23 protein-coding genes are annotated in these 23,923 nt (G+C 64.6%); 12 read left to right on the top strand and 11 right to left on the bottom strand.

The features are described from left to right. Window positions 1–7 precede the first annotated feature (7 nt). A complete protein-coding gene (gene purD, locus NKJ09_RS16360; protein ID WP_352483726.1) occupies window positions 8–1,285 on the bottom strand; it encodes a phosphoribosylamine--glycine ligase in 1,278 nt (425 codons plus the stop codon). A 156-nt stretch (window positions 1,286–1,441) separates the two neighbouring features. On the opposite strand from purD, the gene ubiA reads away from it, so the two are divergent. Then, complete coding sequence (gene ubiA, locus NKJ09_RS16355) at window positions 1,442–2,425, top strand: 4-hydroxybenzoate octaprenyltransferase (RefSeq protein WP_023716876.1); 984 nt, start codon at window positions 1,442–1,444, stop codon at window positions 2,423–2,425. Window positions 2,426–2,597: 172 nt separating this feature from the next. Here ubiA and NKJ09_RS16350 read toward each other — a convergent pair whose 3' ends face one another. The 3 genes from NKJ09_RS16350 to NKJ09_RS16340 form a co-directional block, all read right to left on the bottom strand. Beyond that, window positions 2,598–3,164 (bottom strand): DUF6101 family protein, encoded by a 567-nt coding sequence (locus tag NKJ09_RS16350; RefSeq protein WP_352763046.1) that lies wholly within the window; start codon window positions 3,162–3,164, stop codon window positions 2,598–2,600. Between the two features lie 185 nt (window positions 3,165–3,349). Beyond that, window positions 3,350–4,780: an FAD-binding oxidoreductase gene (locus tag NKJ09_RS16345; protein ID WP_023716875.1), complete on the bottom strand. Its 1,431-nt coding sequence runs from the start codon at window positions 4,778–4,780 to the stop codon at window positions 3,350–3,352. Window positions 4,781–4,798: 18 nt separating this feature from the next. Beyond that, the gene (locus NKJ09_RS16340) at window positions 4,799–5,779 is read right to left on the bottom strand and encodes an L-threonylcarbamoyladenylate synthase (protein WP_023716874.1); all 981 of its coding nucleotides are present in this window, start codon (window positions 5,777–5,779) and stop codon (window positions 4,799–4,801) included. A gap of 159 nt (window positions 5,780–5,938) precedes the next feature. Here NKJ09_RS16340 and NKJ09_RS16335 point away from each other — a divergent pair, with 159 nt between their 5' ends. Then, entirely contained in the window at window positions 5,939–6,370 is a 432-nt protein-coding gene (locus NKJ09_RS16335; RefSeq protein WP_352494388.1) for a hypothetical protein, read from the top strand. Window positions 6,371–6,399: 29 nt separating this feature from the next. Here NKJ09_RS16335 and glyS read toward each other — a convergent pair whose 3' ends face one another. Continuing rightward, window positions 6,400–8,982: a glycine--tRNA ligase subunit beta gene (gene glyS, locus NKJ09_RS16330; RefSeq protein WP_352494389.1), complete on the bottom strand. Its 2,583-nt coding sequence runs from the start codon at window positions 8,980–8,982 to the stop codon at window positions 6,400–6,402. Between the two features lie 277 nt (window positions 8,983–9,259). Between glyS and NKJ09_RS16325 the strand changes: the two genes are divergently transcribed. Then, window positions 9,260–9,433 carry a hypothetical protein gene (locus NKJ09_RS16325; RefSeq protein ID WP_023716871.1) on the top strand — a complete coding sequence of 58 codons (174 nt, stop codon included), beginning with the start codon at window positions 9,260–9,262 and terminating at the stop codon, window positions 9,431–9,433. Here NKJ09_RS16325 and NKJ09_RS16320 read toward each other — a convergent pair. The 3 genes from NKJ09_RS16320 to NKJ09_RS16310 form a co-directional block, all read right to left on the bottom strand. After that, window positions 9,430–10,374, bottom strand: a complete 945-nt coding sequence (locus NKJ09_RS16320; protein WP_023716870.1) for a glycine--tRNA ligase subunit alpha — start codon at window positions 10,372–10,374, stop codon at window positions 9,430–9,432. The two genes, NKJ09_RS16325 and NKJ09_RS16320, sit on opposite strands and share 4 nt — an antisense overlap. Window positions 10,375–10,438: 64 nt before the next feature. Further along, complete coding sequence (locus tag NKJ09_RS16315; RefSeq protein WP_023716869.1) at window positions 10,439–12,214, bottom strand: tetratricopeptide repeat protein; 1,776 nt, start codon at window positions 12,212–12,214, stop codon at window positions 10,439–10,441. Window positions 12,215–12,679: 465 nt separating this feature from the next. Next, window positions 12,680–13,285: a TetR/AcrR family transcriptional regulator gene (locus NKJ09_RS16310; RefSeq protein WP_023716867.1), complete on the bottom strand. Its 606-nt coding sequence runs from the start codon at window positions 13,283–13,285 to the stop codon at window positions 12,680–12,682. A gap of 104 nt (window positions 13,286–13,389) precedes the next feature. Here NKJ09_RS16310 and NKJ09_RS16305 point away from each other — a divergent pair, with 104 nt between their 5' ends. Next, complete coding sequence (locus tag NKJ09_RS16305) at window positions 13,390–14,826, top strand: MFS transporter (RefSeq protein WP_198030447.1); 1,437 nt, start codon at window positions 13,390–13,392, stop codon at window positions 14,824–14,826. Between the two features lie 25 nt (window positions 14,827–14,851). Here the strand turns inward: NKJ09_RS16305 and NKJ09_RS16300 are convergent, their stop codons facing one another. Further along, on the bottom strand, window positions 14,852–15,868 hold the full coding sequence (locus NKJ09_RS16300) for a polyprenyl synthetase family protein (protein ID WP_023716865.1): 1,017 nt from the start codon (window positions 15,866–15,868) through the stop codon (window positions 14,852–14,854). Window positions 15,869–16,028: 160 nt separating this feature from the next. On the opposite strand from NKJ09_RS16300, the gene NKJ09_RS16295 reads away from it, so the two are divergent. The 6 genes from NKJ09_RS16295 to moaB all read left to right on the top strand — a co-directional run bounded on the left by NKJ09_RS16295 (window position 16,029) and on the right by moaB (window position 19,722). After that, window positions 16,029–16,253, top strand: a complete 225-nt coding sequence (locus NKJ09_RS16295; RefSeq protein WP_023716864.1) for a putative signal transducing protein — start codon at window positions 16,029–16,031, stop codon at window positions 16,251–16,253. After that, a complete protein-coding gene (locus NKJ09_RS16290; protein ID WP_352483733.1) occupies window positions 16,253–17,053 on the top strand; it encodes a tRNA1(Val) (adenine(37)-N6)-methyltransferase in 801 nt (266 codons plus the stop codon). The genes NKJ09_RS16295 and NKJ09_RS16290 overlap by 1 nt, the downstream gene beginning before the upstream one ends. Window positions 17,054–17,140: 87 nt before the next feature. Then, window positions 17,141–17,998 (top strand): S49 family peptidase, encoded by an 858-nt coding sequence (locus NKJ09_RS16285; protein ID WP_023716862.1) that lies wholly within the window; start codon window positions 17,141–17,143, stop codon window positions 17,996–17,998. Window positions 17,999–18,078: 80 nt separating this feature from the next. After that, a complete protein-coding gene (locus tag NKJ09_RS16280) occupies window positions 18,079–18,264 on the top strand; it encodes a membrane protein (RefSeq protein ID WP_023674078.1) in 186 nt (61 codons plus the stop codon). Between the two features lie 26 nt (window positions 18,265–18,290). Continuing rightward, window positions 18,291–19,193, top strand: a complete 903-nt coding sequence (locus tag NKJ09_RS16275; RefSeq protein ID WP_023716861.1) for a 4-(cytidine 5'-diphospho)-2-C-methyl-D-erythritol kinase — start codon at window positions 18,291–18,293, stop codon at window positions 19,191–19,193. Next, window positions 19,180–19,722, top strand: a complete 543-nt coding sequence (gene moaB / locus NKJ09_RS16270; RefSeq protein WP_023716860.1) for a molybdenum cofactor biosynthesis protein B — start codon at window positions 19,180–19,182, stop codon at window positions 19,720–19,722. The genes NKJ09_RS16275 and moaB overlap by 14 nt, the downstream gene beginning before the upstream one ends. Before the next feature lie 33 nt (window positions 19,723–19,755). On the opposite strand, the gene NKJ09_RS16265 is transcribed toward moaB, so the two are convergent. Together NKJ09_RS16265 and NKJ09_RS16260 are read right to left on the bottom strand one after the other, a co-directional pair. After that, a complete protein-coding gene (locus NKJ09_RS16265; RefSeq protein WP_023716859.1) occupies window positions 19,756–20,730 on the bottom strand; it encodes a phytanoyl-CoA dioxygenase family protein in 975 nt (324 codons plus the stop codon). 189 nt (window positions 20,731–20,919) lie between these two features. After that, window positions 20,920–21,423 (bottom strand): glycosyltransferase, encoded by a 504-nt coding sequence (locus NKJ09_RS16260; protein ID WP_023716858.1) that lies wholly within the window; start codon window positions 21,421–21,423, stop codon window positions 20,920–20,922. 151 nt (window positions 21,424–21,574) lie between these two features. On the opposite strand from NKJ09_RS16260, the gene NKJ09_RS16255 reads away from it, so the two are divergent. Next, window positions 21,575–22,729 carry a PA0069 family radical SAM protein gene (locus NKJ09_RS16255; RefSeq protein ID WP_352483734.1) on the top strand — a complete coding sequence of 385 codons (1,155 nt, stop codon included), beginning with the start codon at window positions 21,575–21,577 and terminating at the stop codon, window positions 22,727–22,729. A 166-nt stretch (window positions 22,730–22,895) separates the two neighbouring features. Continuing rightward, window positions 22,896–23,591, top strand: a complete 696-nt coding sequence (gene rnhB / locus NKJ09_RS16250; RefSeq protein WP_352483735.1) for a ribonuclease HII — start codon at window positions 22,896–22,898, stop codon at window positions 23,589–23,591. Window positions 23,592–23,923 lie beyond the last annotated feature (332 nt).

Here is a 23,923-nt window from a genome sequence, read left to right as displayed (position 1 = left end):
TGAAGCGTCAGTTCGCCTGCTCGCGCGCCACCGCCAGCCAGCCAATGTCGCGGCGGCAAAAGCCTTGCGGCCAGTCGATCCGGTCGAGCGCGGCGTAAGCCTTCTTCTGCGCCTCGCCGACGGTGCGGCCGGTCGCCGTGACGTTGAGCACGCGACCGCCATTGGCGACGAGTGCGCCGCCGTTGATTGCGGTGCCGGCGTGAAAAATCTCGACGCCCTCACCTGCCGCCGCCTCGACGCCGCGAATGACCGAGCCCTTTTCCGGCGTGCCGGGATAACCCCTGGCTGCCATCACCACGGTGAGCGCCGCCTCGTCGCGCCAGCGCACCGAGGTGTGCGCCAGTTGGCCGTCGGCGGCGGCGTTGAGCAGGACCAGGAGATCGTCCTTCAGCCGCATCATCAGCACCTGGCATTCCGGGTCGCCGAAACGGTTGTTGTATTCGATCAGCTTCGGCCCGCTGTCTGATATCATCAGCCCGGCGAACAGCACGCCGGAAAACGGCGCGCCTGTTTCAGCCATGCCGCGCATGGTCGGCTCGACGATCTCGCGCATGGTTCGGTCGATCATCTCCGGCGTCATCACCGGCGCCGGCGAATAGGCGCCCATGCCGCCGGTGTTGGGGCCGGTGTCGCCGTCACTGAGGCGCTTATGATCCTGCGCGGTGCCGAAGGGCAGCGCGGTGATGCCGTCGCAAAGGCAGAAGAAGCTTGCCTCTTCGCCGCTGAGAAACTCCTCGACCACCACTTCGGCGCCGGCCTGGCCGAAGGAGCCGTCGAAACAGGCGTCGAGCGCGGCCAGCGCCTCGTCAAGCGTCATGGCGACGGTGACGCCCTTGCCGGCAGCGAGGCCGTCGGCCTTGATGACGATCGGCGCACCCATTCTCTCGACATAGGCCTTGGCCGAAGCCAGATCGCCGAAGCGGCCATAGGCGGCGGTCGGGATGCCGTATTTGGCGCAGAGGTCCTTGGTGAACCCCTTCGAGCCTTCCAGCCGTGCCGCTGCCTTTGACGGGCCGAAGACGCGGATGCCCTCGGCGCGAAGGTCGTCGGCAATGCCGGCGACCAGCGGCCCTTCCGGGCCGACCACGACGAGGTCTATTTCTTTCTCGCGGCAAAACCGGACCACCGCTGCATGATCCGAAACATCGAGCCTCACCAGTTCGGCTTCGCCGCCGATGCCCGGATTGCCGGGCGCCGCGTAGAGTTTGGTCAGCAGCGGCGACGCCGCCATCTTCCAGGCCAACGCATGTTCTCGTCCGCCGGAGCCGATCAGCAAAACACGCATGCCTGGATTCCTTGCCCGTTCCGATCAGGACTGCGCTATTGCGCCCCGGGCGGCGGGTCAAGACATTTGGCTGTCCGCGGCGGCGATTCCGCGCCGCGAGCGGATCCGGCCTGCTTGACGCTTGACGGCATTCGCCTCTGCTGCCACTCCAGCAAAATGGAAACCGTCCAGTCGAAAGCGGCCCAGGGCCGCGTCGCCGATGCGCCGAGCGGCCACTGGGTCTATCGCGCGCTGCCGCGGGGGTTGTGGCCCTATGCGCAGCTTGCCCGATGGGACCGGCCGATCGGCTGGCAATTGCTGCTGTGGCCATGCTGGTGGTCGGCTGCACTTGCCGCGAGCGCCTATCCGCGTCCGACGGACCCGCTGCTCTCGCTGCTGCCGTCGCCGTGGTATCTGCTGCTGTTTTTTCTTGGCGCGTTCGCCATGCGTGGCGCCGGCTGCACCTACAACGACCTAGTCGACGAGGACATCGACAACCAGGTGGAACGCACACGCTCGCGACCGCTGCCGGCCGGCAAGGTTACGCGCCGGCAGGCCTGGATGTTTGTTGTCTTGCAGGCACTGGTCGGCCTCGCCGTGCTTTTGCAGTTCAACAGCTTGGCCATCTTGCTCGGCATCGGCTCGCTGGTCATCGTCGCCATCTACCCGTTCATGAAGCGGTACACCAATTGGCCGCAACTGGTTCTCGGTCTTGCCTTTTCCTGGGGGGCGCTGATGGGATGGGCGGTCGAGTTCGGCGATCTCGATGGGCCGGCAATCATGCTCTATATCGGCTCGATCCTGTGGGTGATCGGCTATGACACGATCTATGCGCATCAGGACAAGGAGGACGACGCCATCGTCGGCGTGCGCTCGACGGCGCGCCTGTTCGGCGACAACACCAAGGGCTGGCTTGCCGGACTTTATGGCGGAGCGCTGGTCTGCTTCGCCATTGCTTTCGCCTCGGCGCAGGCACCGGTGCCGGCGCTCGCCGGGCTGATTGCCGCCGGCGCCCATCTGGCGCGGCAGATCGGCGTGCTCGACATCGACGATCCGGACCAGTGCCTGAGGCTGTTCAGATCGAACAACCAGGTCGGCTGGCTGATCTTCCTCGGCCTGATCGGCGGCGCGGTTTGGGTGGCGCTGAAGCCGCTGGTTTAGGAGCCTTTTCCCTTCTCCCCCTGTGGGAGAAGGTGGATTGGCGCGTAGCGCCAAGACGGTTGAGGGGTGTTGGAAGAAATGAGGCGTTGGCGGTCCCTGGAACACCCCTCATCCGACCGAGCTCCGCTCGGCCACCTTCTCCCACAGGGGGAGAAGGAAGAGGCGCTCAGGCCTATTCCCGCGAAATAAGCTCCTCGCCGCCGATGACCAGCCTGAGGCCGAGGTCGCCGGCGCGGCGGCGGGCGAGGAAGCGCGGGCGGCGCATGGTCGAGACGCGACCTTTGCGACGGTCCTGCGCCGGGAGCGCCTTGATGGCGGCGCCGAGCGATTCTTCCAGCGTGCGGGCAATGCCGTCGGCCTCGATCAGAAGCATCGGCAGGCGGTAGGCGTCGGCCCAGGCGCGCCAGTCGGCGGCGACGTCGTCGAGATCGTCGGCGACCAGCAGCGGCACCGACAGCATCGGGTCGTTGTGCAGAAGCTCAAGCGTCACTGTGACATTGCCATCCGGATCCTCCATGGCGCGGGCGGCGACGCCGCGAAACGCGTTGGCGGGCAGAGCGATGATCGCCGGCACGCCACTCATCTCCAGCGTGCGGCGGATAACCGCGCCGCGCTGATCGATGGTGAAGGTAACGTCGCCATAGTCGTCGCGCGTGGCGTAGCTCACCACCTGCGCCAGGCGGAATGGGTCGAGGCGCATATTGCGCCCGGCCCAGACTGGCTTCAGTCCAGTGTTCATATCGTGCCTTTCCTGTTTCTCCTGAGAGCCGGTGTTTCCGGATCTCCGGGCCGGTTTTCCCAGCCTCGTTGTGGAGAAACATTAGCGCGAGCTTCTTATCCTCGCGCTTAAGAAAGTCGGTTAAATTTTGCTGATCCGAGGCGGATGGTTATCGGAATACGAACCGGCGCGGGCCGGCGAAAGGATCAGATAACCTTACCGGGATTCATGATGCCGGCGGGATCGAAAGCGGCCTTCACCCTGCGCATCAGCTCGATCGCCATCGGCGGCGCCGTCGCGATCAATTCGTCCCGCTTCAACTGGCCGATGCCGTGCTCGGCCGAGATCGAGCCATGAAACGAGCGCACGACGTCGTGCACGGCCTTGTTCATGACGTGGTAAAGGCCGAGAAACGCCTCGTCGTCACCGTCGACCGGCCGGGAAATGTTGTAGTGCAGATTGCCGTCGCCCATGTGGCCGAAGCAGACGACGCGTGCGCCGGGACTGACCGATTGCACGGCGCCGGCGGCCTTTTCGATGAAGGGCGGGATCGACGCCACCGGCACCGAGATGTCGTGCTTGATCGAGGCACCTTCGGGTCTCTGCGCCTCGGGCAGCACTTCGCGGAAATTCCAGAACGCATCGCCCTGGGCGATGCTTGACGCGATCACCGCATCGCCGACGATCCCTTGCTCGAGGCCTGCCTCCAGCACCTCTTCGATCAGCGCCCGTGCATCCTCGGCCGAGCGGCCCGACGAGATCTGCATCAGCACATACCACGGCCAATCGCCGGCCAGCGGCCGCACTACGCCTTGTGCGTGGGCAAGCGTGAAGTCGTAAGGCCTCTGGCCGATCAGCTCGAAGGCGGTGAGCGCTGCCCCTGCACGGTCCATCGCGAGGCTGAACAGCGACAGTGCCGCCTCCGGCGATGACAGGCCGGCAAACGCCACCTCGCGCCCCTTGGGCTTGGGGAAAAGCTTGAGCACGGCGGCGGTGATGATGCCGAGCGTACCCTCGGCGCCGACGAACAGGTCCTTCAGATCATAACCGGTATTGTCCTTCTTCAGCTTGCGCAGATCGTCGAACACTTCGCCGGTCGGCAGCACCACTTCGACGCCGAGGCAGAGTTCGCGCGCATTGCCGTAGGCAAGCACGCCGGTGCCACCGGCGTTGGAAGAGAGATTGCCGCCGATCTGGCAGGAGCCTTGCGCGGCAAGCGACAGCGGAAACAGCCGGTCGGCGGCATCGGCCGCTTCCTGCAGCGTTTGCAGGATGACGCCGGTTTCGACCGTCACCGTGTTGGACAGGGTATCGATCTCACGGATGCGGTTTAGCCGCGACAGCGACAGCACGATCTCGCGGCCGGACGCGTCCGGCACCTGGGCGCCGACCAGCCCGGTGTTGCCGCTTTGCGGTACAATCGGCATGCCCGTTTCGGTCGCCAGCCGCATGATGCGGCTGATCTCCTCGACGCTGCCCGGCCTCAGCACCAGCGCCGTCCTGCCGTGCCAAAGTCCGCGCCGCTCGGTGAGGTAAGGCGCGATGTCCTGCTGGTCGCGCAGCGCATATTTGTCGCCGACGATTGTCACAAAGCGCGCGATGACGGCAGGATCGAGGTCGGGGGAAATGTCGTTCATGGGTGGAAACTATGGTGCTCAATCCATCTTGTCACGAGGGGCGATCTTGTCACGCGGGGCGGCGGCGCGCGAAAGCCTGTCGTTGATCGCCTCGCCCAGCCCTTCGAACGGGATCGGCTCGACGGCGATGGTTTTGGCGCCGCTGCCATCGAGATCCTGCAGATGAGCGAAGAGATTGCTTGCTGCCTCGCGCAGGTCGCCGGTCTCCGACAAATTGCGCAGTGCGGCTGCATCGCGCCAGCCCTCGGCACGGCGGCGGCCGAAGGCCAGCAAGGCTTCGCCTGTGGCGACCTTGCCGGCATTGAGCCGCACCGCCGCACCCGGAGCGTAATGCGAGGCGAGCATGCCGGGCGCCTCGATGCCCGAAGCGCCGCGCAGCAACTTTGTCCCGGCCACTGCTTCGATCTCTTCGGCGGCAATGCCGCCCGGTCGCAGCAGCCGCAGCTTTCCGGCTTCGACCTTGAGGATGGTCGATTCCAGCCCGACCGGCGTCGCGCCGCCATCGACCACAAGCTTGATCCTGGGACCGAGGTCGGCCGCCACTGCTTCCGCCGTCGTGGCGCTGATCCTGCCCGAGGAATTGGCGCTGGGCGCCGCAAGCGCGCGACCGAACCTGGCAATCAGCTCGCCGCCAAAGCCTTTCGGCATGCGCAGCGCGATGGTGTCCAGACCGGCGGTGACCAGCGGATGAATGCCGTTGCTGGGCCGTTGCGGCAGCACCATCGTCAGCGGCCCCGGCCAGAATACCTGCGCCAATCTTTCCGACAGCGGATCGAACAGCGCGATGCGCTCGGCCATCGCCGGATCGGCTATATGGGCGATCAGCGGGTTGAAGCGAGGTCGGCCCTTGGCTTCGAAGATACGAGCCACGGCAACGCCGTTGGTCGCGTCGCCGGCCAGGCCATAGACGGTCTCGGTCGGTATGGCGACGACGTCGCCGCTTTCGAGCAGCGCCAACGCCCTTTCCATCGCCTCGCCGACGGCACGAATTTCAGCCACTGTCGTCACCTCACGGATGCGGGTGCCTAATACGGCGACGCCGGGCGAGCAAGCCCAGGCATTGGCGAATCGCAAATCGCTAAAATGCTATGTTTCCCCGCAAGCCGGCATCAACTGCCCTCGGCTACGGTGCCGTCTTGTTGGGCAAGGGGAATTATCATGCTTTCGATGCGTATCCTTGGAGCGCTTGGTCTGGCGGTTATGGCCAGCACGGCACAGGCCTCATCGCTGGTTTTTCTCGGGCAAACGACGGCGACGCCTTCGGTTGTAAGTGCCAGCGCGCTCGAACGGGCGAAAACACGGTCGATCGTCGCGCTCGGCGAGAAGTTGCCTGACGTCAATGAAAACGTCACCGATGAAAAGGTCGCGGCAATCCCGAGCCAGCCGAGTCGTGGCTTCGACGGAAGTCCGATGATCATTCGCGGCGGTATCGTCGGCGATGCCTTTGCAACGCCTGCGCCCAGAGCCGCGCCGGCCACCGCCGCCGCGCCCGCCGCGAACAGCAAGGCCGATCCAAAGGTCGCCAGCAAAACCCCTGAGCCGGCAGCGCCGCAGCCTGCGCCGCTAGCAGCTCCCGACCAGCCCAAATAGCGCCACAAGCGATGATTTTTTCCCAGACGTCAGCCGGCTATCTTGGAGAAATCCGCGACCCGGTCGGTCGCCGCGCGGATGCGGGCGAGCAATGCCAGGCGATTGGCGCGCACCGCCTGGTCGTCGTCGTTTACCAGGACTTTCTCAAAGAATGAATCAACCGGCTCGCGCAACACGCTAAGCGCCAGCATGGCGGCGGAAAAGTCTTCGTTTTGAATTCCTTCGCCGGCTTGCCTCTCGGCCTGATTCACCGCCGCGAACAGGGTTTTTTCGGCGCCCTCCCGGAACAGAGCCGGCTCAACGCTGCTTGCGATCGCTGTCGCCTTCTTCTCTTCGGCAGCCACGATGTTGGCCGCGCGCTTGGTGCCGGCAAGCAGGTTCTTGCCGTCCTCGGTGTCGAGGAACGAGCCAAGGGCTTCGACCCGGCGGACGATTTGCAGAAGGTCGTCGTTTTGCGAAGCCCCCTCATCCGGCCGCTTCGCGGCCACCTTCTCCCCGAGGGGAGAAGAGGTCGCCAACGCCGGTGCCAGCCTCTTCTCCCCAGCGGGGAGAAGGTGGCCCGAAGGGCCGGATGAGGGGGCAGCGCCACTCGCCAGCACCGCGTCGATCAGGTCGTGCCGCGCACCCTGATCGCGGAGATAGACTTTGAGGCGATCGTGGAAGAAGGAGAGGAGATTGTTGATCTCTTGCTGCTGCCTTTCTCCGGAACGCTCAAAGGTGTTGTTTGAGATTGCGGAATCGCGTTCGATGACGAGATCGGTAAGCGAATCTCCTCCGAGTTGCTGGTCTAGCTCCGCAGCAATTTCGAACTGTCGGTCGAGTTTGGGATCGCGTATGTGACCTGCAATATCTTCGGACGCGATATTGGCCACAGATTTCAGGGACAACCTAATCCCGTTCTCAATCAGTATCCTCGTTACCCCCAGCGCCGCTCTCCGCAGCGCATAGGGGTCCTTCGATCCGGTCGGTTTTTCGTCGATCGCCCAGAACCCGACCAGCGTATCGAGCTTGTCGGCGAGCGCCACGGCGATCGATACCGGATCAGTCGGCACGCGATCTGACGGCCCCTGCGGCTTGTAGTGCTCCTCGATCGCAGCGGCGACCGACGGATGCTCGCGTTGCAGCAGGGCGTATTTGCGACCCATGGCGCCCTGCAGTTCCGGGAATTCGCCAACCACCTCGGTGGTGAGATCGGCCTTGGCGAGGACGGCAGCGCGACGCGCCAGCGCGGTAATCTCCCCCCTTGAGGGGGAGATGTCGCCGAAGGCGACAGAGGGGATCGGTGCGTCCTGACGCGACTCTCTCTTGTGGACCGAGGATGCCGGCGCTTCACGCGAAGCGACCCCCTCTGGCCTGCCGGCCATCTCCCCCTCAAGGGGGGAGATTGCGCGCACCACGATTGGTGCCAGTTCTTCGGCCAAGCGCGCAATCCGCTCCACCCGCTCGCCCTGCGTGCCGAGCTTGGCATGAAACGTCACATTGAGATGGTCGAGGCGGGCCATGCGCTGGTCGAGCGGCTTGTTGAGGTCAAGCCCGAACTTTTCCGCCGATGCCTGCAACTGGTCGAGATCCGGCAGGTCGCCCTGGTCGGTCTTCCAGAAATAGAGCGCGTCGGACAGGCGGGCGCGCACCACCTTGCCGTTGCCATGGGCGATCTCCTTGCCGCCATCCTTGGCCTCGACATTGGCGGTCAGGATGAAGCGGTTGGAGAGCTCTTCGCCCGCGCCATGCGGCCGCGTCACAAAACACTTCTGGTTGGCGCGGATGGTGAGCCGGATCACCTCGGCCGGAATGGCCAGAAAATCCTGCTCGAATTCGCCCATCAGCACGACGGGCCATTCGACCAGGCCCGACACTTCCTCCAGCAGCCCCTCGTCCTCGACGAGGTCGAGCCCGCTGGCGAAGGCGAGGTTCCTGGCATCGGCAAGAATGATCTCCTTGCGTCGGTCGGCATCGAGCACGACCTTGGCCGCTTCAAGCTTGGCGACGTAATCGTCAAAGCGGCGCACCGTGATGGCGCCCGGCGCATGAAAACGGTGGCCGTAGGTGACGTTGCCTGAGCGGATACCGTCGATCTCGAAATCGACCACCACCGGCTCCTCGGTTTCCGGGCCGAAGGTGCACAGGATCGATTGCAGCGGCCGCACCCAGCGCAGCGACCCGGGCTTGGCCGACGCCGGCCCCCAGCGCATCGATTTCGGCCAGGGGAAGTTGCGGATGATGCCCGGCACCAGCTCGGCGATGATCTGCTCCGCCGACCTGCCCGGCCTGGAAATATGGGCGACATAGAAGTCGCCCTTCTTCGGATCGGAATGGACATGCGCCTCGGCAATCGAGGCAAGGCCGGCCTTGCGCAGAAAACCTTGCACCGCCTGCTCGGGCGCCTTGGTCGAGGGGCCCTTGATCTCCTCGCTGATGTCCTTCGAGCGGGCGGTCAGGCCGCGGATGTCGAGCGCCAACCGACGCGGCGTCCAATGTTCGCGCGCCGCCTCATAGGTCAGCCCGGCTTCAACCAGACCGTCGGTCAAAAGCTTCCTGAGATCGCCGGCCGCCTTGCGCTGCATGCGAGCGGGGATTTCTTCGGAACGAAGTTCTAGAAGCAGGTCAGGCATTGAAAGAGCTCACGCGACAAAAAACAGCCGCCGCTTCGCGGCGTCCTCCCCCATCGAGGCGGAGGTAAGCGGGGCATAGCAACTCGGTCGGCCGCTGTCACCCTTCCCAGCAAGATCGGGCCAGCACGATCAAGGCGTCCAGCGGCGATTTCCGAAAAAATTCAGCCTCCTGTCGGACACGCGCCGGTCCGCCCGTCCTTGGATCAAAGATTTCCATGAACCGAACGCAGCGCTGAAGCGACCAACGCTCAGGCAGAGAGCTATTGGCTGAACGACCATGAAAACGGCATCGACATTCCTGCAGATCCTCGCGCTCAGCGCCTGTTTTACAGCGCAGGTGCACGGTGCCTTCTCGATGCCCGGCGTCCGGCAGGCGCTGCGGACAATAGCCGGTGCAAGCGGCCAAGGCACGTTGCCAATCAGCGCCCCTGTCGAAATCGCCTGGAGCTAAGCCGCCATTCCACCCGCCTGCGTCAGCAGAAACGCCTCGCCGCAGGCTTTGGCCAGATTGCGCACCCGCAAGATGTAGCTCTGGCGCTCGGTGACGGAAATGACGCCGCGTGCGTCGAGCAGGTTGAAGACATGGCTGGCCTTGATGCACTGGTCGTAGGCGGGGAATACCATCCTGTGCATCGCCAGATTGTCGTTCGACGCCGGCGCGCCGGCTTGTAGCAGCGCCTTGCACTCGGCCTCGGCGTCTTCGAAATGCCTGAGCAGCATCACCGTGTTGGCGAATTCGAAATTGTGGCGCGAATATTCCTGCTCGGCCTGCAGGAAGACGTCGCCATAGGTCACCTTGTCGGCGCCTTCGCGGCCGTTGAAGTTGAGGTCGTAGACATTGTCGACGCCCTGCACATACATGGCCAGCCGTTCCAGCCCGTAAGTGAGCTCACCCGCCACCGGCGCGCATTCGATGCCGCAGACCTGCTGGAAATAGGTGAACTGCGACACCTCCATGCCGTCGCACCAGCACTCCCAGCCCAGTCCCCAGGCGCCCAGTGTCGGGCTTTCCCAGTCGTCCTCGACGAAGCGGATGTCGTGCAGCAGCGGATCGATGCCGATCGCGGCCAGCGAGCCGAGGTAAAGCTCCTGCAAATTGGGCGGATTGGGCTTCAGGATCACCTGGTATTGGTAATAATGCTGCAGCCGGTTCGGATTTTCGCCATAGCGGCCGTCCTTGGGGCGGCGCGAGGGCTGGACATAGGCCGCGTTCCAGCGTTTTGGGCCGAGCGCGCGCAATGTCGTTGCCGGATGAAAGGTACCGGCGCCGACTTCCATGTCGTAAGGCTGGAGGACGACGCAGCCATAGTCCGCCCAATAATTATGCAAGGTCAGGATCAGCCCCTGGAACGAGCGGCTGGGATGCGTGTGGGCAGGGATGTCAACGGTCACGGCGGCCTCCGGCGGGATGCGGCACCTCGTAGAGTGCCGCTCCGCGACCGTCAAGGCGATGGGGTCACCCCTTCGGGGCGGGCGCCGGCTCGGGCTTTACGTTCGGGGTTTCCTGCGCCGTGTTGGATTCGATCGGCGGCAGGCCCTTCATCAGCTTTTGCTGCAAGGCGGCAAGCACGTCCGGGTCCGGCTTCAGGTCGCGGGCCTGGTTCCACTGGAAGGTGGCTTCCAGCTTGCGGCCAACGCGCCAGTAGGCGTCGCCGAGGTGATCGTTGAGCACCGGATCCTCCGGCTTCAACGAAACGGCGCGTTCCATTTCGCGCACAGCGTCGTCGAACTGGCCAAGGCGATAATAGGCCCAGCCCAGCGAATCGACGATGTAGCCGTCGCTCGGCCTCAGGTCGACGGCCTTCTGGATCATCGCGAGGCCTTCCTTGAGGTTCATGTCCTTGTCGACCCAGGAATAGCCGAGATAGTTCAAAACCTGCGGCTGGTCGGGGTAGAGCTCCAGCGCCTTGCGGAAATTCGGCTCGGCCTTCGGCCATTCCTTCAGCCGCTCATAGGCGATGCCGCGCTGGTAGAAGATGTTCCAGTTGACGGCGGTCGGCGTCTTCAGCACCTCGACCGCCTTGTCATAAAGATTGGCGGCGGAGCGGAAATCCTCCTTCGAGGAATAGACCCCGCCGAGCGCCAGATAGGCGCGCATGTCGTCGGGATGCGCATCGACGATGGCCTTGAGGTGGGTGATCGCCTCGTCGTTGCGGTCGAGATCGGCAAGGTTGAGGCCGAGCTGCAGGTCCGAAAGCTCCTTCAGCGGCGAACCGGCGGGAATGCGGCGATAGAGCGCGATGGCGCCCTCGCCGTCCTTCAACTGCTCGGCAACGGCGGCAAGCTGAACGAGCGCCGCGTCATTGTCGGGCCGCAGCGCCAGCGCATATTGCAGATAAAGCCGCACGAACGGCTCGCCGCCGCCGCGGTTGAGCGCGGTGGCGAGATCGAGCAGGATTTCCGAGGCGCCGTCCGACGGGCCGGCAGCGAAGGGTTGGATCCTTTCGCCCTTGTTGATCTTGTCGCGAAGGGCTGCAATCTCGACCTTGCCGGGCGCAAATGTCTCGGCCTGGTCGAGCACCGACAGCGCCTTGGCCTTGTCGCCCTTACGGGCGAGGAAAGAGGCGTAGGCCTGCGCGTTGCGCATCCATGTTTCGGGGGCGGCACCGCCGGCGGCCGTGTCCTGCAGGGTGGCGGTGTAGAGCGCATCCGCCCTGTCGGGCAGGCCGGAGGCGTCGGCAATCAAGGCACGGTGGAAGGACTTGAACAGGCCGAACCAGTCGGGGCCCTGCAGCTTGTCGATGGAAGCCATGGCCTCGCCGGCGTCACCCGCACCCTGCTTGGCCCAGCCGGTCATGACGCCGGAAATCAGCCGGTCGAGATCGGATTCGAGCGACAGCTTGAGCCAGTATTCGGCCTTGGAGAAATCCTTCTTGTGGAAGGAATCGATGGCCAGCGCCAGGCGCGAGAAGCGCTCGACATCGGGAACCGCCTTGAGCTTGTCGGCGTAGACCAGGGACTCATCGAAGCGCCCCTGTGCGATCAGCGACAGCATCAGGCTCTGCTGCAGTCCCGTATCGTTCGGATCGAAGGCAAGCGCCTGCTTGTAGTAGGAGACGGCGCTGTCGAGGTCGTTGTCGCCTTCGGCAATCCGGGCGGCGAGATAGGCCCCCGAGAAGGATGTGATCCTGACCGGCTCTGCGGTCTGTTTGGCATGGACCGGCAGAGCCGAGATCGCCATGCCCGTCGCGATTGCCAGCCCCGTCAGCCAGCGCGCATATCCTTGCCGCATCATATCCCTTTCAGCCAAACGCCATCTCCGCGTCAGCGGGATCGCCGTAGACTCGATCTTTACAGGTAAAGCATGGCCTTTTTGGGGTCGTGCTTCAACCCGGCCCGAATTCACAATCGGGTCAAGCAATTAATAAACCATGCCGAAAGGGCCTGAACTGCGACCCTTGACCGCGTGGCGTCCGCTTTGGCGCTGCCTGCGCGTCGCTATTTGCCCGATGCCGTAAGCGATCCATAAGCGCCATCGGTTGAAAGCTTCCGCCATGCAACTTTGCGTGGCAGGATGAGATTTCAATTCTTGCTTCGCCAGCCATGGGGGCGCCGATGCTGGAAGTGCCGCGCGACGAAGAAGCCTTCGCCATCGTCGATCGTATCTACGAAGCAGCGTTCGCCGCCGCCGACGCCGGAGGTCAATCCCAGAAGGGCCGCCGAACAAGCCGGTAAGTGAGGCGTCACGGCCCGGAACTCAGGACGTTTGCGAAAGCCTTGCGTCGAGCGCCTGCATGGCGACGGTGACAAGATCGTGCAGCCGTTTTTTCGGAATGCCGTCGCGTGCCTGCACCGAAAGGCCGTGCATCAGCGTGGCATAATAATCGCCCAACGCCGCGGCGTCGGTGGCCGGCTTCAATTCGCCATCGCGCACGGCCTTTTTCAATCGCTCGACGATCGATGCGGTACGTGCCAGCCGGTGCTCCGCCAGCCATTGCAGCACGGCGTCATTTTCGACGGCGCAATTGGTCGCGGCCGTCACCACCATGCAGCCCTGCGGCCGCCCCGGCCGCGTATAGATTTCGACGGCGTCGCGAAGCATGCGCTCGATGACGCGCCGGACGTTTGGTTCTTCCTGCAGCGCGCGCGTGGCGAAGCCGCCCTCATTGGCTTCGTAAAGCGCCACCGCTTCGCGAAACAGGTCCTCCTTCGAGCCGAAGGCGGCATAGATGCGCGCCGATGCGAGGCCAAGCGCCGATACGAGATCGGCCATCGAGGTGCCCTCGTAGCCGCGTCTCCAAAAGGCGTCGCGGGCTTTCTCAAGCGCCTGGTCGCGGTCGAATTCCCTTGGCCTGCCTGCCATGGCGGTCTCCAATTTTTGTCGATCAACAAATAATCCGCTTGACTTCGGATTGCAAATCTCAATTCTTTGTCGATCATTAAATAATTGTCGACAAGGAGACCGGCATGAGTTCACTCGATCAAGGCGCGCCGCTCGGGGCGATGGCAGCGCAAGGAACAACCAGCGCGAAGCGCGGCGCAACGCTGGCGCTGCTCGCCTTCGCGCAGCTCATCATCGCGCTCGACCTCAACATCGTCTTCGTGGCGTTGCCGGAGATCGGCGCCGGCCTCGGATTTTCAGGCCAGACCCTGCAATGGGTGGTCAGCGCCTATACCGTGTTCACCGGCGGCTTCCTACTGTTCGGCGGCCGGGCCGCCGACCTGATCGGCCAGCGCCGCGTCTTCATCTTCGCGCTCTGGCTCTACGCGCTCTCGTCCCTGGTCGGCGGCCTCGCATGGTCGCCGCAAATCATCATTGCGGCCCGCGCCGTGCAAGGCATCGGCGGCGCCTTCCTGTTTCCGGCGACGCTGTCGCTGATCAACCGTCTGTTCGCCGAAGGACCGGAACGCAACCGGGCGCTCGCCGTCTGGGGTGGCGCAGGCGCCAGCGGCCTGACGCTCGGTTCGCTTGCCGGCGGGTTTCTGACCAGCGCCTTCGGCTGGCCGTCGGTCTTCTACGTCAACGTGCTTTTGGCCGGGATCGCCATCATCGCGGCTTTCGCCATCATTCCGCGCGATCCGAAGCCGCACGAGCACCGCAGCTTCGATCTGCCGGGCGCGCTGACCGTCACCGCCGGCGCGACCTTGCTTGTCTTCACACTGGTTCAGGGGCCCGAATATGGCTGGGGATCGACCGCAATCATCGTCAGTGCAGCACTGGCGGCATTCTTCCTGATCGCTTTCACGATGATCGAGGCGAAGAGCGCCGATCCGCTGATGCCGCTGCGCCTGTTCCACAACCGCAGCCTCGTCGCCGGCATGACGATCACCTTCCTCTACATGGCCACTTTCGGAGCGCTGCCCTACTTCCTCACCGTGCTGTTGCAGAACGTGCACGGCTTCACCGCCTTGCAGACGGGCCTCGCCTTTCTCGTGCCGTCGGTCGCCATCGCCACCGGCACGCAAGCCGGCGAGCGTCTGGCGACGCGCTTTTCGACGCGCAGCACGCTGGTCGGCGGCATGATCGTCGGCGCGGTAGGCACAGCATTGATGGTATCAGGCGCGACCGCGGAGAGCAGCTATCTGTCCCTCGTACCCGGCCTGATCGTCTCCGGCGTTGGACAAGGCATCGTCTGGACAGCAATGTGGATTGCCGCCGCTTCCGGCGTTGCGCATGATCAGCAAGGCGTCGCCTCGGGGATGGCTTCGACGACACTCAATGTCGGCAATGCCGTCGGCATGGCCGTGCTGATTGCGATTGCGAACAGCCAAATCGGCGAATTGTCCGGCAATGCCTTGAAAATTGCCGTCGCCGACGGCATCCAGGTCGCCTTCTGGCTCGCGGCGGCGGGCATCGTCGTCAGCCTGCTCGCAGCAATGGTTCTTCCGGCAAAGGCGCGATGAGAACAGGCGCGGGCGCCGACGCCTGTCAATTCACCCGGCTGATGCAGAAATCGATGACGTCGATCAGCGCCGATTTCTGCGGCGTCGCCTCGAGCGGCGCCAGCGCGTCACGGGCGATCTCGCCGAAGTGGCGGGCGCGTCCGATGGTGTCGGCAATTGCGCCGTGGCGGAGCATCAGGCCGACGGCCTTCTCCAGTCCGGCATCGTCGGCGGCATTGTCCTCGATGGCGCGTTTCCAGAAGCTGCGCTCGGCCTTTGTGCCGCGCCGATAGGCGAGGATCACCGGCAGCGTCACCTTGCCCTCGCGGAAATCGTCGCCGACATTCTTGCCGAGGTCCTTGCTGGTGCCGCCGTAATCCAGCGCATCATCGATCAGTTGGAAGGCAAGGCCGAGATTCATGCCGTAGGAGCGGAGTGCTGCGCGATCATTGCGCGTCGCCTGGGCGATGACCGGGCCGACCTCGGCGGCGGCCGAAAACAGCGCCGCGGTCTTGGCCTTGATCACGGCGAAATGCTCATCCTCGGTGGTCTCGAGGTTTTTGGCGGCGGCGAGCTGCATCACCTCGCCTTCGGCGATGACCGAAGCCGCACTCGACAGGATGTCGAGCGCTTCCAGCGAGCCGACATCGACCATCATGCGAAAGGCCTGGCCGAGCAGGAAATCGCCGACCAAAACACTGGCCTGGTTACCCCAGATCATGCGCGCCGTCTTCTTGCCGCGCCGCATGCCGCTTTCGTCGACAACGTCGTCGTGGAGAAGTGTCGCGGTGTGCATGAATTCGACCGAGGTGGCGAGCTTGACGTGGCCGTCACCGGAATAGCCGAACATCTGGGCGGCGGCGAGCGTCAGCATCGGCCGCAGCCGTTTGCCGCCGGACGAGATCAAGTGGTTGGCAATCTCCGGGATCATCTCGACGTCGGAGCCGGCCTTCGACAGGATCAGTTCATTGACGCGCCCCATGTCGGCGGCGGTCAGGTCGATAAGGTCCTTGATCGAGGCGGCTTCCCGCTTCCCGTTTTCAATGTTGAGAACGACACCCACGGCAAAACTCCCAACCTCGATATGCACGACGGCAACATGGTCCCTGGACAGACTCTAGGGCGGCAGCCACCGGTGCGGCAAGAGGCGAATTGGCGCGGCGGCTCTGGTACATAATCACGTCCACGTTTACATCAACGCCGCAAACTGCGAGTTTCATCCGATGATAGAGCTCATCCGCACCAACGACGCCGTCATCATTTCCTTTGTCGAATCGCTAATGCGCGATGCCGGCATCGGCTTTTTCGTCGCCGACCAGAACATGAGCGTGCTCGACGGCTCGATCGGCATTCTGCCCCGCCGTGTCATGGTGGACGCCGACAAGGCCGATGCGGCGCGGCGCATCCTGACGGATGCCGGCATCGCCAACGAGATCCGCCAAAAATAATGTCCGCGTCGCCCGCTGCCCTTGTCCCGGACATGCCGGCTCATACGGTCGATGCCTTCCATCGCGGTCGCTTCTGGCTGGTGCAGCCGAGAAAGGCAGGTCACCGCGCCGGCATGGATGCGATGATGCTGGCGGCTGCCGTGCCGTCCTCGTTCGCCGGGCGGCTTGCAGACTTTGGCGCGGGTGCCGGTGCCGCCGGCCTGGCGGTACTGTCGCGCTGCCCCGGTGCCGAGGCAGTGCTCGTCGAGCGTTCTCCGGAAATGGCGGCCTTCGCCACAACCACGCTTGCCCATCCCGGCAACGCGCATCTCAGCGACCGCGCCTCGGTGCTCGTCGCCGATGTCGCGCTGTCGGGCCGGGCGCGAATGGCCGCCGGCCTCGAGGATAACAGCTTCGATTTCGTCATCATGAACCCGCCGTTCAATGCCGCCGAGGATCGCGCGACGCCCGATCCGCTGAGAAAGGCCGCGCATGTCGCGGAGGACGGGCTGTTCGACAGCTGGATCCGCAGCGCGGCGGCGGTGGTCAGGCCGGGCGGCGGGCTGGCCGTCATTGCCCGGCCGGAACAGCTCGGCGCCATCCTCGATGCCATTGCCGGCCGCTTCGGCGATGCCGAGATGCTGGCCGTCCATCCTCGCCCCGAAGCGGCAGCGATCCGCATCGTCGTCCGGGCAGCACTCGGCGCACGCGGCAAGCTGTCGATCCGGCCGCCGCTGATGCTGCATGCCTATTCAGGCAATGGCCCCTCGGAACGGGCAGAGCTGATCAATAACGGGTTGGCGTCGCTGTTCGGAGACTGATCCATTTTGATTGCCGGGGTGACGGCATTGCCGTTGGCCGGCGAATTCCTACATGCCTCAAGCAAATCGACCGGAGACAGCCCCCTCGTGAAACGTCTTTTCAATCGCCTGCTGCCGAAATCCTGGCGCTCGAACGTCGTCACCATTCCGGTCATCCGGCTGCACGGCACCATCATGCCCGGCGGCGGCCAGTTCCGGCCGAGCCTGTCGCTGGCGTCGACTGCCGGCCTTCTCGAAAAGCTGTTTTCCTTCGACGCGCCGGCGGTCGCCATCTCGATCAATTCGCCAGGCGGCTCGCCGGTGCAGTCGCGGCTGATTTTCAGGCGCATCCGCGACCTGGCAACGGAGAAAAACAAGAAGGTCCTGGTCTTCGTCGAGGACGTGGCGGCATCGGGCGGCTACATGATCGCGGTCGCCGGCGACGAGATCTTTGCCGACCCGTCCTCCATCGTCGGCTCGATCGGCGTGGTGTCGGCCTCGTTCGGCTTTCCGGAGCTGTTGAAGAAGATCGGCGTCGAGCGCCGCGTCCACACCGCCGGCCAGAACAAGGCGGTGCTCGACCCGTTCAAACCGGAAAAGAAGGAAGACGTCGAGCGCCTGAAGGCGCTGCAGCTCGAGGTCCACGAGACCTTCATCGATCTCGTCAAGGATAGGCGCGGCAGCAAGCTCAAGGACGATCCCGACCTGTTCACCGGCCTGTTCTGGACGGCCAAGAAGGGGCTCGAGCTCGGGCTGGTCGATGCCCTCGGCGACATGCGCAGCGTGCTGAAAAGCCGTTTCGGGCCGAAGACCCAGCTCAAGCTGATCACCGCGCCGCGCGGCCTGTTCGGCCGCTTCGGCCTGTTCGGCTCGAGTTTTTCGGCGCCCGATATTGCCGCCGCCGCGGCAAGCGGCGTCATCGATGCGGCGGAAGAGCGCGCGCTGTGGGCGCGCTTCGGGCTTTGAAAAGCCGGTGAAAGCGTCTAGCATAAATCATCAACCGACCCGACCGGCCGTCTTGCCGGCCTTGCGAGGGAGAGTTTGACATGCCGCAGATCATCTTCTTCGCCGTCGTCGGCATTGCCGCCTATTTCGGCTACCGCTCCTTCGTCAGGGAAGCCGAGCGGGTGACCGCCAAGGTGCGGCGTACCGAAAAGCAAGCCGCCAACGGTACGATGGGAACGCTGGTCAAGGATCCGAAGACCGGCGAATACCGTCTGGCCAAGGATTGACCGTCGTCTCCCTCGCGGCCGAGCCAGTGGATTCCGAGACCAGCATCCGGGCATCGCATGCGCACGCCAAGATAAATCTCGCGCTGCACGTCACCGGCCGGCGCGCCGACGGTTATCACACGATCGAAAGCCTGGCTGTGTTCACGCGCTTCGGCGACCGCATCGAGACGGAACTTGCCGACAGCGACGGGTTTTCCGTGTCCGGCAAATACGCCTCCGCGGTACCGGCCGACGACAATAATCTGGTGGCGAAAGCGCGCGACGCGCTGCGTCGCGAGGCCGGTCCCCAGCATGCGCCGGCTGTCGCCATCAGGCTCGAAAAGAACCTGCCGGTCGCGTCCGGCGTCGGCGGCGGGTCAAGCGACGCGGCGGCTGTGCTGCGTGCTCTGGTCCAGGCCTGGAGGCTCGACATCGGCGATGCCGAACTGGCGCGGATCGGCCTGTCGCTTGGCGCCGACGTGCCGATGTGCCTCGCAGCCAAGCCGCTGATAGCCCGCGGCATCGGCGACGAGCTGACGCTCGTGCGGAGTTTCCCGGCCCTGGGTCTGGTGCTCGTCAATCCAGGAACTGCCGTCTCGACGGCCGAAGTGTTCGAGGCGCTTGGCCGCCGCGACAATGCGGGGCTGCCGCCGCTGCCGCACAGCCTCGACTTCCACAGCATCCGCAACTGGCTGGAGATCACCCGCAACGATCTCGAGCCTGCGGCGCGTGCAATCCAGCCCGCCATCGGCAAGGCGCTTTCTGTGCTCAACAAGGCTGGAGCCGGTTTTGCCAGAATGTCTGGTTCCGGCGCCACCTGTTTCGGGCTGTTCGAGACCGGCAATGTGGCCAAGCGCGCGGCCGTCGATATCCGCAGCCGCCATCCCGACTGGTTTGTCGCCGCGACGCGAAGCATGACATCGGAGGCTGAGGCGCATGGCCAGGATTGACGAGAGCCGCCCCTTCGTTCCCGTACGCATCGCGGTACTGACCGTTTCAGATACGCGCAGCCTCGCCGACGACAAATCCGGGCAGACCCTGGCCGACCGCATCACCGAGGCCGGCCACATCCTCGCCGCTCGTGACATCGTCACCGACGACCGCGACAAGATCCGCGACAAGGTTTTGGGCTGGTCGAAGGACGATGCGATCGATGTCGTCATCACCACCGGCGGCACCGGCTTCACCGGCCGCGACGTGACGCCGGAGGCGCTGGAGCCGATCTTCGAAAAGCGCATGGACGGCTTTTCCGAAGTGTTCCACCGCATCTCCTACGACAAGATCGGCACTTCGACGATCCAGAGCCGGGCAACCGGCGGCGTCGTCAACGCCACCTTCGTCTTCGTGTTGCCGGGCTCGCCCGGCGCCTGCAAGGACGCCTGGGACGGCATTTTGAAGCCGCAGCTCGACTATCGGCACATGCCCTGCAACTTCGTCGAGATCATGCCGCGCCTGGACGAGCATTTGCGGCGCGGCTGAGACGGAGCGAGGTATCAGCCGGGCGATCCCGCCTCAGCGAATGACCGGCTCGCCGTGAAACCGCCGGCGCGACGGCGGCGAGACGCCGAAGCCGACTTCCATCATCAGTCGTGGGGTGCGCGTCGGCACGGTACCCATATGGAAGCCGAACGGATCCTCGACAAAGCCGAGACCGGCCTGCCCCGTCAGCGTGACCGGGCTCTGCTCGCCATAGACGCCCAGCACCTCTTCCGCCGAATGGCCGACCAGAAGCGTCAGCTGATGCTTCAGGATGCGGCGGTTGTGGGAGCCGCGGACATAGACATGCGGCCCGGTGTCGTTGTCGACCGGCACCAGGTAGAAAAAGAACTTCAGCATGCGCCAGTCGTCGAGGTCGAAATGGTATTTGCCGAGCGAAGCCATGTTCTTGTCGGCGTCCGAGACGCCACCGGTCGGAAAGCTCCACCAGACGCGGGTGGTGATCAGCTTGGCCTGGCTGCCGAGATAGTGCGCTGCGATGTCGAGGAGTAGCGGATCGCGCTGCACGGCGACCGCAGCGTTGCAGTCGAGGACCCGCTCGAAATAGTGGCCGCTGAGCAGCGGGCGGCCGAAATGCTTTTCTGCATCGGCGTGTTTTTCGGGCAGGAATTCCAGCCGGCGGTCGAAATTGCCGAAGCATGGCGTGTGCTCGGCGAAGCGGGCGATCTCCTCATGGATGGCGGCTGGCAGCGTCAGGCCCGAATAGAGCCCCTCCGTCCGCAGCGCGCCGACGACGGCATCGCGATCGACGCCGGCGAACATCGTTTCACTGACATTGCGCGCCGGCCGAACCGGCTTCGCACCGCGCCAGTGCAGCCGCCGCGCCGGCATGGTGCGCGCCAGCATGAACATCGGCAGCCATGCCGGATTCTCGCGAAGGTCGGAAAGATAGGTCGGAATGCGGGCGGCGATGCGGCGCAGCGTACCGCCGTTGCGTGCGATCGCCTCGAGGCTTGCAGCGCCGGACTTGTCAGGGCTTGAAAGGGTCATCGGGGTCCTCAAATGTCGAGGGAACAGCATCGACGATAGTCGTCGTCGCCGCTCCGGCACACCCCAAACCCATTCGCCCGTATCGCTGGGAATGGTAACCCCCGGCCAGATTTTGTGCAATGCACAATAAACGACAACCCGCCAGAAAATTTGCTTGGGCGGCGTTTCCTAGGCCGGGATGGTAAGCCGTCACTTCCGCGGCGCCACCCAGATCTCGGCGTGGAGCCTTCTTGTCGCCAGGCCGCGGGCGATCGCTTCGGCGCTGCGGGCGCTCTTAGACAGCGCGGCGGCCTGACGCTTGCTGATCACCAAGCCTTCGGCGAGAGCGCGATTTCCGGCAAAGACCCGCGACAGGAACGGCGCGCGGCTGCCGCGTGCCCGTGAAAATCGCGCCGCCATGGTTTGCCTGGCCGTATGGGCGACGACCTCGTCGATCCAGCCCTCCCCCAGCCGCGCTCCCGGTTCCAGCAAAAGCAGCCAGTCGCCCTTGGCCTGCCTGATGCCGGCGGCGATGCCGCCGCTGACATAGTGGCAGCCGGCATGTTCGGCGACGCGGTGCGTCTGATCGGTCGAGCCGGTGTCGCAGACGAGAACGTCGCGCACCACGCCTTCGACCGCGCCGCCGATCAGCGAGGCGAGCGTGCGGGCGAGGCCCTCCTCGTCATTCAGGGTTTCGATCAGGACGCTAAGCATGTTTAGCCGAATAGCGGAAAGCGGTGGGCAGCGCCAGTTTTTGCGGCACGCCGCGAGAAAGTTCTTGCTTTGTTCCACTCGGTGCGATAGGAATACATTCATGAGCAGAGCGATTCGACAGCGGGCGGACAGTCCCTGGGAAAGGGCCAAAATGGAACAGATCGTGCGTGCCGACATTGCCGCCTTCGGCGCTGGCAGGGCCGAGATGGCGAATGCGATGATCGAGCAGAGCGGCATGCGCGTCCGCCCAGACCGCAATCGCGGCAGGTCGGCGGGCATCAATCCGTCCGGCCGTTTCGAGCCGGTCAGCCGGCATGTGTTCGACGACGGCTGGAATTCGCTGGAGGAGCTGCCGCCCTTCAAGACCGAGGTACAGGTCGAGAAGCCGCGCACCATCATCACCCGCAACGAATCGCCCGACATCTCCTTCGACCGCTCGATCAATCCCTATCGCGGCTGCGAACATGGCTGCGTCTATTGCTTCGCGCGGCCGACGCACAGCTTCATGGGCCTGTCGCCGGGGCTGGATTTCGAATCGAAGCTGTTTGCCAAGCCGGATGCGGCGCGGCTGCTCGACAAGGAATTGTCCAGGGATAATTACCAGCCGCGCACCATCGCCATCGGCACCAACACCGATCCCTACCAGCCGATCGAGAAGCAATACCGGATCATGCGCGAGATCCTCGAAGTGCTGGAGGCGCGCGGGCATCCGGTCGGCATCGTCACCAAGTCAGCGCTGGTGACACGCGACATCGACATTCTGTCACGCATGGCCGAACGCGGGCTGGCCAAGGTGGCACTGTCGGTGACGACATTGGACAGGATGCTGGCCAGAACGATGGAGCCGCGCGCGTCGACGCCGACCAAGCGGCTGGAGGCGATCAGGCAGCTTTCGGACGCCGGCATTCCGGCCTCGGTGATGGTCGCGCCGATCATCCCCGGACTGACCGACTCGGAAATGGAGCGCATCCTCGATTCGGCGCAGGCAGCGGGCGCGCGTGAAGCGGGCTATGTGCTGCTGCGCCTGCCGCTGGAGGTCGCGCCGATCTTCAAGGACTGGCTGCTGCGCCACTATCCCGACCGCTATCGCCACGTCATGTCGCTGATCCGTTCGATGCGCGACGGCAAGGACTACGATTCGGAATGGGGCAAGCGCATGAAAGGCTCCGGCCCTTATGCCTGGCAGATCGGCCGCCGTTTCGAGATCGCCGCCAAACGGCTCGGCCTCAATGCCGAGCGGCGCTCGCTGAGGACCGACCGGTTCGTCCCCGCCGCCAAGGCAACCGAGCAGCTGATGCTGCTGTGACAAAGCGTCTCGCGCCAGCCGCTTGAAGCGGCCGCAGCAGGCGAAAAATCCCGTCCGGCCTGTCCTGTCCCCGGGCTTGCAGACGGTAGCCCCTCCTGGTCCGGTGCCCCGCCCGACCCGGAGGGGACTTGCGGAGAATCGGAGCCGATGCGAACCTCGCCGCACCATGGCTCGCCCGCGTTCCGATTCTCCGCTTCTCTTCGAAATCGTCGAGAAACCCGACTTCTCGTTCGAGACGAAGGCGATGGCCGAAGGCCTGTGGCCGGTGGCGGGGATGGACGAGGCCGGCCGCGGCCCGCTCGCCGGGCCGGTGGTGGCTGCAGCGGTGGTGCTCGATCCCGCCAACATCCCCGACGGCCTCGATGATTCCAAGCGGCTGACGCATTTGCAGCGCGAGGCGCTGTTCCTGAAAATCCTCGGCTCCGCACTCGCCGTATCGATGGCCTCGGTCAGCGCCGAAGGCATCGATGCCTCCAACATCCTCAAGGCCAGCCTGGAGGCGATGCGCCGTGCAGTGGCCGGCCTGTCAATCCGGCCGAAGCTGGCGCTGGCCGACGGCCGCGACGTGCCGCCCGGCCTGCCCTGCGAGGGCAAAGCGCTGATCAAGGGCGACCAGCGCTCGCAGTCGATCGCTGCAGCCTCGATCGTCGCCAAGGTGTTGCGCGACCGCATGATGTGCGGCTGCGGCAGCCATCATGCGCGTTACGGCTTCGAGCTGCATATGGGCTACGCCACTGTGCGCCATCGCACGGCGATCGATCTGCACGGGCCAGTGGCACGGCTGCACCGCGCCTCCTTCGCGCCGTTCCGGTTCGGCGGCACCGAGGTGCTGGAGGAAGAGGGCCTTTCGGGCCTGGATTGAGCGAAAGCGGCTAGGCGTAATCTCCCCCTCGAGGGGGAGATGGCCAGGCCAGAGGGGGTCGCCTCGCGTGAAGCGCCAACCTTCTCTTTCGTCCCACATGGCGTCGCGCCAGGACGTACTGACCCCCTCTGTCGCCTTCGGCGACATCTCCCCCTCGAGGGCAGGGGAATCGCATATGGCGATTTTGGGGTTGAGTTTAGGCTGAGAAAGGATTCTTTGGAGAGGCAGGTGAGCGAAGGAGCGACTGCCATTTCCTGCCTTGAGAGCTACTTTGGCGCGGTGCCTGATCCACGCGCGCCCAACGCCACGCACCGGCTTGGCGACCTGATCGT

The organism is Mesorhizobium sp. M0189 (assembly GCF_040322135.1).
Lineage (GTDB): Bacteria > Pseudomonadota > Alphaproteobacteria > Rhizobiales > Rhizobiaceae > Mesorhizobium.
The sequence above is the reverse complement of the archived record's forward strand: the minus strand, read 5'-3'. Positions and strand labels throughout refer to the sequence as shown.